Source organism: Arthrobacter sp. SO3, assembly GCF_020532825.1.
Classification (GTDB): domain Bacteria; phylum Actinomycetota; class Actinomycetes; order Actinomycetales; family Micrococcaceae; genus Arthrobacter.
In genome coordinates this window covers 1-9,969 of the sequence record NZ_MQTS01000201.1, presented here as the reverse complement: position 1 = coordinate 9,969, position 9,969 = coordinate 1, and the positions used below count along the sequence as shown (strand labels likewise).

The 9,969-nt window shown below is 68.3% G+C and carries 9 protein-coding genes; 2 read left to right on the top strand and 7 right to left on the bottom strand.

Annotated elements, in window-relative coordinates:
• Positions 1–422: 422 nt before the first annotated feature.
• The 5 genes from tyrS to BJQ90_RS18765 all read right to left on the bottom strand — a co-directional run bounded on the left by tyrS (position 423) and on the right by BJQ90_RS18765 (position 6,289).
• Positions 423–1,736: a tyrosine--tRNA ligase gene (gene tyrS / locus BJQ90_RS18785; protein WP_226761723.1), complete on the bottom strand. Its 1,314-nt coding sequence runs from the start codon at positions 1,734–1,736 to the stop codon at positions 423–425.
• Positions 1,737–1,880: 144 nt separating this feature from the next.
• A complete protein-coding gene (locus BJQ90_RS18780; protein ID WP_226761722.1) occupies positions 1,881–4,109 on the bottom strand; it encodes a HelD family protein in 2,229 nt (742 codons plus the stop codon).
• 263 nt (positions 4,110–4,372) lie between these two features.
• Complete coding sequence (locus BJQ90_RS18775) at positions 4,373–4,915, bottom strand: adenine phosphoribosyltransferase (RefSeq protein WP_226761721.1); 543 nt, start codon at positions 4,913–4,915, stop codon at positions 4,373–4,375.
• A 26-nt stretch (positions 4,916–4,941) separates the two neighbouring features.
• The gene (locus BJQ90_RS18770) at positions 4,942–5,550 is read right to left on the bottom strand and encodes a hypothetical protein (protein ID WP_226761720.1); all 609 of its coding nucleotides are present in this window, start codon (positions 5,548–5,550) and stop codon (positions 4,942–4,944) included.
• Positions 5,551–5,629: 79 nt separating this feature from the next.
• Positions 5,630–6,289 (bottom strand): DNA-3-methyladenine glycosylase, encoded by a 660-nt coding sequence (locus BJQ90_RS18765; RefSeq protein ID WP_226761719.1) that lies wholly within the window; start codon positions 6,287–6,289, stop codon positions 5,630–5,632.
• A gap of 132 nt (positions 6,290–6,421) precedes the next feature.
• Here BJQ90_RS18765 and BJQ90_RS18760 point away from each other — a divergent pair, with 132 nt between their 5' ends.
• Positions 6,422–7,999 carry an AlkA N-terminal domain-containing protein gene (locus BJQ90_RS18760; RefSeq protein WP_226761718.1) on the top strand — a complete coding sequence of 526 codons (1,578 nt, stop codon included), beginning with the start codon at positions 6,422–6,424 and terminating at the stop codon, positions 7,997–7,999.
• The gene (locus tag BJQ90_RS18755) at positions 7,996–8,517 is read left to right on the top strand and encodes a methylated-DNA--[protein]-cysteine S-methyltransferase (protein ID WP_226761717.1); all 522 of its coding nucleotides are present in this window, start codon (positions 7,996–7,998) and stop codon (positions 8,515–8,517) included. The genes BJQ90_RS18760 and BJQ90_RS18755 overlap by 4 nt, the downstream gene beginning before the upstream one ends.
• A gap of 57 nt (positions 8,518–8,574) precedes the next feature.
• Here the strand turns inward: BJQ90_RS18755 and BJQ90_RS18750 are convergent, their stop codons facing one another.
• Positions 8,575–9,315 (bottom strand): maleylpyruvate isomerase family mycothiol-dependent enzyme, encoded by a 741-nt coding sequence (locus tag BJQ90_RS18750; protein WP_226761716.1) that lies wholly within the window; start codon positions 9,313–9,315, stop codon positions 8,575–8,577.
• Between the two features lie 38 nt (positions 9,316–9,353).
• Positions 9,354–9,884, bottom strand: coding sequence for a pyridoxal 5'-phosphate synthase (locus BJQ90_RS18745; protein WP_226761715.1), 531 nt, complete (start codon positions 9,882–9,884; stop codon positions 9,354–9,356).
• Positions 9,885–9,969: the final 85 nt, after the last annotated feature.

Sequence of the window (9,969 nt, the reverse complement as noted above, 5' to 3'; positions counted from 1 at the left end):
CAGTCAATTCAACCAATTCAATACAATAAATTGGTATCAACAAACTTGGCACACTATTGAGTTCTCAAACAACAGACACATTCAAAGTAGTAACAGAAACAATTCAATGTAATTGAATTCTTTTGTTCCGGCTTTTCTTCGCTGCGATATTTCAAGCTTATTTCATTCATATCAACTTTGCAAATCCGGATTTTCATCCAAATTTCATTTGATGGAATAAATCAACCCAGCAGAATGTGAAGCACATTTTTCATTTCTGCACTCCGTGCTCCGGAGAGCCGAAAGTACTAGAAGAATTGCTTCTCATATTTTTGTTGGGGTTGGCCGCCACTCATCGGTGGCGACTCAAAAAACAATACACGCTCCTTCCCGACCTTGCAACCGGGTCGGCAAGGAGCGTGCGGGTGGGGCTGGGCGCCGGGCTAGGCCGCGGAGACTTCCACGGTTGCCAGGTTCTTCTTGCCCCGGCGCAGCAGCAGGTAACGTCCGTGCAGGAGCTGGTCCGCTGCAATAACAGCGTCCGGATCCGCCACCTTGGCGTTGTTGACATAGGCGCCACCCTCCCCCACTGTGCGGCGGGCGGCGGACTTGCTGTCCGACAGGCCGGTCGCCACCAGCAGGTCGATGATGCCCAGGCCGGCGGCGTCGACGGTGGCGGACGGAAGTTCGGACGTGGCAGCCCGTAGCGTGGCCTCGTCAAGAGCCGCAAGGTCACCGTTGCCGAACAGCGCTGCGGACGCGGCGATGACTTTCTCCGTGGCATCCACACCGTGGACGAGGGAGGTGACCTCGTAGGCCAGCTTGCGCTGTCCTTCGCGGGCGAATGGCCGATCGGCAACCGACGTCTCGAGCGCCTCGATCTCGGCACGGCTGAGGAACGTGAAAACCTTCAGGCGTGCCGCAACGTCGCTGTCCGCCGTGTTAAGCCAGAACTGGTAAAAGGCGTACGGGCTGCACATCTCCGGATCGAGCCAGATGGCGTTGCCCTCGCTCTTGCCGAACTTCGTGCCGTCGGAATTGGTGATGAGGGGCGTACCCAGCGCGTGGACGTGTTTGCCCTCGACCTTGCGGATAAGGTCGGTGCCGCTGGTGAGGTTGCCCCACTGGTCCGAACCGCCGGTCTGCAGGACACAGCCGTAATCGCGGAACAGCTGAAGGTAGTCCATACCCTGGAGGATCTGGTAGCTGAATTCCGTGTAGCTGATCCCCTCATCCGAATTCAGACGGTTGGCCACAATGTCCTTCTTGATCATGGTGCCGACCCGGAAGTGTTTGCCGATACCCCGCAGGAAGTCGATGGCGCTCAACGGAGCGGTCCAGTCGAGGTTGTTGACCATCCGGGCCGCGTTGTCACCTTCGAAGCTGAGGAAACGCTGGACCTGCTCGTGGAGTTTCCCGACCCATTCGGCGACAGTCTCGGGTGTGTTGAGGACGCGTTCGGCGGTCTGCCGCGGATCGCCAATCAGGCCGGTGGAGCCTCCGACGAGGCCAAGGGGCCGGTGGCCGGCCAGCTGGATCCGGCGCATCAGCAGCAGCTGGACCAGGTTTCCCAGATGCAGGCTCGGGGCGGTGGGATCGAAGCCGCAATAGTAGGTGGCGGGATCGCCGGCGAGCAGTTTCTCGAGCTCCGCCTCATCTGTCGAGACGTGGACGAGGCCACGCCATTTCAGCTCCTGCCAGACATTGGCGAAGCTGGGGTCATTCTGCTGGGAACGGAGATCATTTAGCTGGGACACGGAATCTAAGTTAGCAGGATCAGCGCACACCCAGCTCGTGTGACCGTCCGGCGGCGGCCCGACCGCCGGCCAGGCGGCTCAGCGGCCAGGGGGTCAGCGGCCAGCCGGCCGGCCGTCAGGCGAGCCGGCGCCTGACGGCCGGACTCAGTCCTCGATGCCGGCCGGGACCCCGGCGGCGGCGATGAGGCGCAGCCGCTGGGTGGGCCGGGTCATGGCCACATACAGGTCCCCGACGCGGCCGTGCTCATGGTTGAGCATCGCGGACGGTTCCAGCACCACGACGCCGTCGAACTCCAGGCCCTTGGCCTCGCGGGGGCTGATCACCACGATGTCCTGCACGTAGCTGCCCGCGTCCGTGCCGACGCGGCGGCCGTAGACGGCGCGCAGCGCGGCGGTCGCTTCCGGGAGCAGCTCGCCGTCGGCGATGACGGCCAGCAGGCCGCCCTCCAGCGCGGCGAGCTCCTCGGGCAGGACCTCCACGAGCTTGTCGATGATCTGGCCCGGCTCGACCCGGTCGATCACGGGCGCCCAGCGGCCTTCCCGGACAGCCTTCGGGGCGGAGACCACCAGTCCGGCCGCGTTGGCCATCCGGGCGGCGGCTTCCGCGATCTGCGAGGGCGTGCGGTAGTTGACGGTGAGCTCTTCAAGCTGCCAGCGGTCGCCAAACATGGGTGCCAGGGCGCCCTGCCAGGAATTGGCGCCGGCCACGGAGCTGGTCTGGGCGATGTCGCCCACGATGGTGAAGGACTTCAGTGGGCAGCGGCGGACCAGGAGGCGCCATTGCATCGGCGACAGCTCCTGGGCCTCGTCCACCACGATGTGCCCGAACGCCCAGCTCCGGTCGGTCGTGGCGCGCTCGGCGGCCGTGAGCCGGGCTTCGCGTTCCTGGTTCTGGTCCACGAGCTCTTCGGCGGAGATCAGGACGTCGACGCCAGCGGTTTCCATGTTCACCAGCGTCTGCTTGGCATTGGCCAGGTCGCGGGCGCGGTCATGCTCCTGCTGGGCCAGTCCCCTGCCTGCGGCAGCGTCGAGTTCGCCAAGGAGTTCGGCGGCCTCGTCCAGCAGCGGCACGTCCGCTTCGGTCCACGGGGCATCCGCGGGCCGGAGCAGCAGCTTACGCTCGGCCGGGGTGAGCTTGGGGGTGCAGGCCTCCAGGATCGCCGGCCTGCTGAAGAGTTCCCCGATGAGCTTCTCCGGCGTCATCGGCATCCAGCACAGGTTCAGGGCGATGCGGACGTCGCGGGCGGAGCGGACGTCCTCTGCCAGGTAGGAGCGGTCGGCGTTGTTTCCGATGCTGCCGGCCTCGACAAGTTCCGTCATCTGTTCGGTCAGTTCGCGCAGCAGGATCTTCACGAACGAAACGCGGGCCTCGTTGTGCGGCTTGCCGGTGGAGCGGGCCCGGTCCCGGGCGCGGCGGACCTGCCGGGGAGTCAGGAGAAGCTTGCGGCCGTCGACTTCAAGGATGCGGTTTTCCGCCGGGATGCGCTGCCGGTTGGCCACGGCGTTCGCCACGACCTCGGCCATGTCGAGCCGGCCCTTGATGGCCGCGACCTCGGATTCGGGTTCGGCGACGGCGTGGATGCCGGGCATCAGGCGGCCGACGCTGGCCATCACGACGCCGGTTTCGCCCAGCGATGGCAGCACGCGCTCGATGTACTTCATGAACGACGACGACGGCCCCACCAGCAGGACGCCTGCGGTTTTCAGCCGGTCACGGTGGGTGTAGAGCAGGTACGCGGCACGGTGCAGCGCCACGGCGGTCTTGCCGGTTCCGGGACCGCCCTGGACCACGAGGGCACCGGAGATCGAGGAGCGGATGATCCGGTCCTGCTCGGACTGGATGGTCCCGACGATGTCGGACATCCGGCCGGTCCGCTTGGAATTCAAGGCCGCCAGCAGGGCACCCTCGCCCTGGAGGGACTCGTTGTCGGCGAGCAGGTCGGCGTCGAGGACGTCGTCCTCGACTGCCTTGACCTCGCGGCCCTGCAGGATCAGGTGCCGGCGGCGGCGCACACCCTGCCGGTCGAATGCGGTGGCCTGGTAGAAGTGGCCGGCTTCGGGGGCGCGCCAGTCCAGCATGAGGCGCTGCAGGTCCTCAGTGGTCAGGCCGATGCGGCCGATGTACTGCGCCTCGCCGGAGTCGAGGTCGAGGCGGCCGAACACGAGCCGGTCGTCGACGGCGTCGAGCTGCGCCAGGCGGTCCTCGTAGAGCGCGGCGAACGCGTCCCGCTCCGAGACGTTCTGCATGGTGCCCACCGCACCGGCGCGCCGTACCTGCGCCAGCTGGGCGCGCTTTTCCGCCCGCAGCTCATCCAGCCGGGCGTAAAGTCCGGCCACATAGTCGCGTTCATGGGCCAAATCAGCGTCGTGCATCGAACGTTCCCCTATCGAAAAAGACAGACCAACCATTCTACAACCATTTCGTTCTCCCCATCGGCACTGTCAGTTTTTGCAGGCATTCCACCGAGGCGCACGGAGCCGTCCAGTCTTCCCTGGGGCCAGCCGCCGGGCGGCCGCAGGGCCAGTCGCCGGGCGGCCGCAGATCCAGTCGCCGGGCGGCGGCAGATCCAGTCGCCGGGCGGCCGCAGATCCAGTCGCCGGGCGGCGGCAGATCCAGTCGCCGGGCGGCGGAGGGGCTACAGGCGCAGCAGGGAACTGACCCGGTGGCCGGCCAGGGCCGAGCGGCCACCGAGTTCGCCGAGTTCCAGGACCACGCCGACACCGGCCACCTCGACGCCGCAGCGTTCGAACAGGCGCACGGCGGCGCCGAGCGTGCCACCGGTGGCGAGGACGTCGTCGAGGATCAAAACCCGGCTGCCCGGCGCGAGGTCCGTGGTGTGCAGTTCCAGGGTGGCGTTGCCGTATTCGAGGGCGTAGTCCTCGGAGACCACTTCACGCGGCAGCTTCCCGGCCTTGCGGACGGTGATGACGCCGGTGTCGGTGGCGTACGCGGCAGCGGCCGCCAGCAGGAAGCCGCGGGCTTCGACCCCGGCGACGGCGTCGAACTGGCCCCTGAACGGCTCGACCAGGGCGTTCACGACGGCCTTCAGTGCCGCGCCGTCGGCGAAGACGGGGGTCAGGTCCTTGAAGACGATGCCGGGCTTGGGGTAATCGGGGATGGTGGCGCACAGGCTGCTGATCAGCTCGTCCACCGGCGTGGTGGTGTCGTTCCGGGTCATGGTTCTCTGGTGGAGCTCGCGTTGATTCACCCGTCAACCTTACTGGCTGGACCCGTGTAGCTGTCCGGTGCGGCCGGAGACCGCAGGAGGTCGTTCGCGAATCCGAATCTGACGACGTCGAGCGCCTTGCCGAGCGCATGCTCCGCGTCGAATCTTTGGGCCGCCGCAGCATTCATGCGGTCGTAGTCCCGGGCCCATTCCGATCGGTGGAACCGGTCGGCGTCGCCGTGCAGGAGCCGCCCGTAGAGAACGTCCTCGAAAATGTCGCGCCCGTCCTCCGGGGTTGGTGCCGGCATCCCATGCTGCCGGCCCTGAACCATCGCGGCGGTGAACAGGCCAACAATTTGTTCGGTTCCCTCGGCGAGCCGGCGGTCGGCTGCGTGGTTGCAGAGGCGCAGGGCCCGCACCACGAGCTTGAGGGATACGTGTTCATCCCGGACGATGAACTTGCGCAGCAGGGCCGCCCGGAAGAGCTTCACCCACTGCCGGCGCTCCCCCTCGACGGAGTCCGGCGGCACCGGCCCGTCATCGGCTGTGAAGAGCTCGACCATCCGGAAGTAGTCGGCGGCGAGCTTCTCAAAGATCTCGAGCCGTTCGAGCTCGCTGCGTGGTTTCCCGCGTTTGCCCTCACCCATCAGTCTTCACCGTCCCCCGTTCTTCCACCTCCCCCGTTGCCGGTCCCCGGGGATTCACAGTGCCGCCGCCGGCGCCCCGCTATGCCGGGCGCACCTTCGCCGCCTTGTAACGGGAGACGGTCGGGTCCCCGCGCAGCCAGAACCGCCAGGGGTAGTCATGGGTGCCCCCGGCGCCGGAGACCCCAACGCGGGGTCCCGAACTGATGTCCCCGGACGGTCCGGCCGGAAGTTCCAGCCGGAACGGGGCCGCGAGGGCGTCCCGGCCGCTGTCCGCCGTCGTGATGCCGAGCGCTGTGGCGAGCCGGGCCGGGCCGCTCGCCAGGTCTTTCGGGGATTTTGACGTCGGCCGGCGGCGGAGTGCCAGTTCCTCCCCGGCCACAATCTCGCCGGCCCGCAGCAGCAGAGCTGAGGCAGTGCCTTCCGGGCCGCACACGAGGTTGGCGCAGTGGTGCAGGCCGTACGTGAAATAGACGTAAAGATGGCCGGCCGGGCCGAACATCGGGGCAGTGCGCGCGGTGGCGCCGCGGAAGGTGTGCGAGCCGGGGTCCGGGTGCAGCGAGTCGTGCGGGCCCAGGTAGGCTTCCACCTCGGTGATCCGCACGGACACGGTACCGTCGCGCCCCTGATGCGTCAGCACCGCCCCGAGCAGCAGCGGTGCCACCTGCCGGGCATCAGCGGACAGGAGCTCCCGCAGCCCGTCGGCAGACAGTCCGCGGCCAGGCACCGTGGCAGGAGGCATCAAACCCATCCTCCGACTTTAACAAACGGACCGCCGTGCCCTCCACAGCTTTAACAAACGGACCGCCGTCACCTCCACGGCCGTGTCCGATTTCCGCTAGCAGCCGTCCCGGGAAGCTGGCAGGATGAACTCATGGACTTCTGGCAGCGCTACCGGGCAATCGATGCCCGGGATACCCGGTTCGACGGGCAGTTCTACACCGCTGTCCGCACCACGGGCATCTACTGCCGGCCCTCGTGCCCGGCCCGGACCCCCAAAGCGGGGAACGTGACCTTCTATGAGACGTCCGCCGCCGCGCACGAGGCGGGCTACCGGGCCTGCAAACGCTGCCTGCCGGAGGCGGTCCCGGGCACGCCGGCCTGGAACCTGCGCTCCGACGTCGCGGGACGGGCCATGCGGCTGATCAACGACGGTGTGATCAACCGCGACGGTGTGGAGGGGCTCGCGGCCCGGCTGGGTTACTCCTCGCGCCAGCTCAACCGGATCCTGAGCCACGAACTCGGTGCAGGGCCGCTGTCCCTGGCCAGGGCCAGCCGGGCCCAGACCGCCCGCACGCTGCTCGTCTCCACAACGATGAAGCTGGCCGACATTGCCTTCGCCGCCGGCTTCAGCAGCGTGCGCCAGTTCAACGAGACCATCGGCGAGGTCTTCGCCATGACCCCGTCCGCGCTGCGGGCCACCGCCCGGCACCCGCGGTCGCCGGCCTCGGCCGCGGTGTCGTCCACGGCGCTGACCCTCAACCTTCCGTACCGGGAGCCGTTCGATCCGGGCGTGTTTGCGTTCCTCGCTGTCCGTGCCGTCCCGGGCATCGAGGAGGGAACCGCCAGCTCCTATGCCCGGACGCTGCGGCTCGCCCACGGCGATGCCCGTTTCCGCGTGGACTACGACGCCGGGGCCCCGGGCTGTCCGCTGGTGCTGACGATCGGCGCCGTCGACCTGCGGGACCTGCCCTCCCTGCTGAGCCGGGTCCGCCGGCTGCTGGACCTCGACGCCGACCCGGTAGCCATCGACGGCGCGCTGGGGTCCGATCCGCGGCTGGCGGCCAGCATCTCGGCCACTGCCGGCATCAGGATGCCGGGTGCGGTGGACCCGCAAGAGCTGCTGATCCGGGCGATGATCGGCCAGCAGATCACCGTCGCCGCCGCCCGGACCGCCCTGACCACATTGTCCGCGGCGGGAAGCGGGAGCCTGGTTCCGGCGGACGGGCTGGACCGGCTGTTCCCCACGGCGGCGCAGATCGCGGAGACCGGTTTCACACTGATCCGCGGCCCGCAGCGGCGCATCGACTCCGTCCGTGGTGCTGCCGCCGCGATGGCCGCCGGAGACCTCGATTTCGGCTATGGCGACGACCTGCCCGGGCTGGAGGCCAAACTGCTGCCCCTCGCCGGCGTCGGCCCGTGGACAGTGGGATACGTCGCGATGCGCGTCATCGGCGCCCCCGATATCTTCCTGGCCAACGACGCGGCCGTGCGGAACGGGATCCGCGCCCTCGCCCCGGCACCCGGCGGCGCCGCGGTGGCCCCCGAATCAAGCCTGAGCCCTGACTTCCGTGAGCTCAGCCCCTGGCGCTCCTACGCCACGATGCACCTTTGGCGCGCGGCAGCGGCCGCCCGGTCCGCGGCGCGGCCCGCATCCCTTGCGCCGCCGCAGACGCCGACACAGACGCCGACACAGTCCCCAGCGCAGACTCCGAAGAAAGCGAAATCATGAACGCCCAGTTGCTGACCCTGTCCACCCCGGACGGTCCTTTCACCATCATTGCCCGTGACGGCGCCGTACTCGCATCCGGCTGGACCGCCGATCCCGGCGAGCTGACCGGGCAGATCCACGCGGACCTGCTGCCGGGCGCATTCGAAACCGTCACCGGGCTCGGTGCGATCTCCGAGGCCGTGGAGGAGTTCTACTCCGGAAATCCGGGACCGGCCATGGCGGTGCCGGTGCTGCAGAAATCCGGGCCGTTCCGGGGCCATGCCTGGGAGATGCTCCGGACCGTCCCGCCGGGACACCCCGTGACCTACACCGAGTACGCGGAGCTCGCCGGGAATATGAAAGCCGTGCGCGCCGCGGCCAGCGCCTGTGCCTTCAATGCGGCCGCGCTGTTCGTGCCCTGCCACCGGGTGATCCGCACCGACGGCAGTCTGGGCGGATTCCGCTGGGGTCTGGCCATCAAGGAAAGCCTGCTGGACCGGGAGCACGCGGAGGCGCTCCAACAATCCGCGCCGAGGTGACATTTCGCGCCCATGTTGCGGCAGACCATGGGCGCGAAATCGCACCTCGCGGGGCTGTCAGCGGGTGGCCGGCACCCCGGCGGGCCACGGCAGCAGCTCGGGGAGGACGACGCCGTCGGCCGCTGCGGTGGCACGCAGGCTGCCGAGCGTCGGCGTGCGTCCCGCCAGCCAGGCCGCGATGTCGGTCAGCATCCCATTGATGGCTGTCGACCGGCCGCCGGGGGTACCAATGGCCGCGGACGGCAGGCCTAGCGGCTGGAGGACAAACCGCTGGCCCTCCGGTACCCGTGCGGCCAGGAAATCGAAGAGGTGCTCGCAGAACGGCCGGCTCCAGGTTTCCGGGCCGCGGCCGGTCCCGAGGTCGGTGGCGTGGATGACGAGCTCGCGCCACAGGGCCAGGCCGCCGTCGACAACGACTCCCCCGCGGTAGCTGATTGGTGAATGCCAGCCGGTATCGTCCAGCGCTTCAAAAGCGCGCAGGGCCCGGTCCAGGGCGGCATCAACGTCGGCCCGGTGTTCCGCCGGGGTGTGCCCTGCGGCCATCTCGATGGCGCGGGTCCGGCCTTCGTAGCCGCCGTCATAGAGCTCGATGCTTTCCCCGCGGGCGGCGAATTCGAGCTGGCGGGCCATCGCGTTGGCGATGCCGCTGATGTGGGCCAGGACGTGGCCGCGGGTCCAGCCCGGCAGTTCCGAGGGCGCCTTGATGTCCGCGTCGGAGAAGGTGGCGGTGATTCCGGCCACGGCGCCGGCGGCCTTGCGGAGTTCTGCCAGGAGTTGTTCCGGGGTGATGGTGGTCATGGCGATCATCCTAACCGGGCAGCCTGAATATTCCCGGATCAGCCGAAGGACGCCTGGCCGTAGCGGTGACGGATGTGCCGCCGGTCGTGCCGGGCCTGCCAGAACTCGATCTCCCGGGGCCGCAGGGCATATAACTGCCAGTCCGGGTTGTCGCTGCCGTCCGCACCGGGGCGGGCGTGCCAGTCGGACGCGGACGCCGCCGCGGACAGCTCCATAACGCCGCCGGCGACGCGGACCTGCCGGCCCTGCTGCTGCCAGTAGAAATTCAGTGCGGCCTGCGGGTTCGCCGAGAGTTCCCGGCCCTTCCGGGAGGCGCGGGACGTCGCGAAGTGCCAGCCGTCGTCGTCGATGTCCTTCAGGATCAGCATCCGGGACGAGGGCCGCCCGAGCTCGTCGGCCGTGGCCAGGCTGCAGGCGTTGGGCGCCGGGACACCGGCAACCAGCGCCTCGTCGAGCCACTGCCGGAACAATTCCGCCGGATCGGCGGGGGCACCGGCCGGGTCGAAGTCCGGAAGCAGTTCGGGAAAATCGGGCAAGGCGCGGAGGTACTGGCGGAGGGATTCGCTCATCCGCCCACCTTAACGAAGAAAGTCCCGGCGGGCACGACCACCGCGGCCGTGCCTGCCGGGACTTTTCCCCGCCCGCCCCTGCTAG

Coding starts and splice junctions, on each gene's coding strand:
- BJQ90_RS18780 (WP_226761722.1), bottom strand. CDS start 4,109: ATGCACGACGCTGATTTGGCCCATGAACGCGACTATGTGGCCGGACTT.
- BJQ90_RS18775 (WP_226761721.1), bottom strand. CDS start 4,915: ATGACCCGGAACGACACCACCACGCCGGTGGACGAGCTGATCAGCAGC.
- BJQ90_RS18770 (WP_226761720.1), bottom strand. CDS start 5,550: ATGGGTGAGGGCAAACGCGGGAAACCACGCAGCGAGCTCGAACGGCTC.
- BJQ90_RS18765 (WP_226761719.1), bottom strand. CDS start 6,289: ATGCCTCCTGCCACGGTGCCTGGCCGCGGACTGTCTGCCGACGGGCTG.
- BJQ90_RS18760 (WP_226761718.1), top strand. CDS start 6,422: ATGGACTTCTGGCAGCGCTACCGGGCAATCGATGCCCGGGATACCCGG.
- BJQ90_RS18755 (WP_226761717.1), top strand. CDS start 7,996: ATGAACGCCCAGTTGCTGACCCTGTCCACCCCGGACGGTCCTTTCACC.
- BJQ90_RS18750 (WP_226761716.1), bottom strand. CDS start 9,315: ATGACCACCATCACCCCGGAACAACTCCTGGCAGAACTCCGCAAGGCC.
- BJQ90_RS18745 (WP_226761715.1), bottom strand. CDS start 9,884: ATGAGCGAATCCCTCCGCCAGTACCTCCGCGCCTTGCCCGATTTTCCC.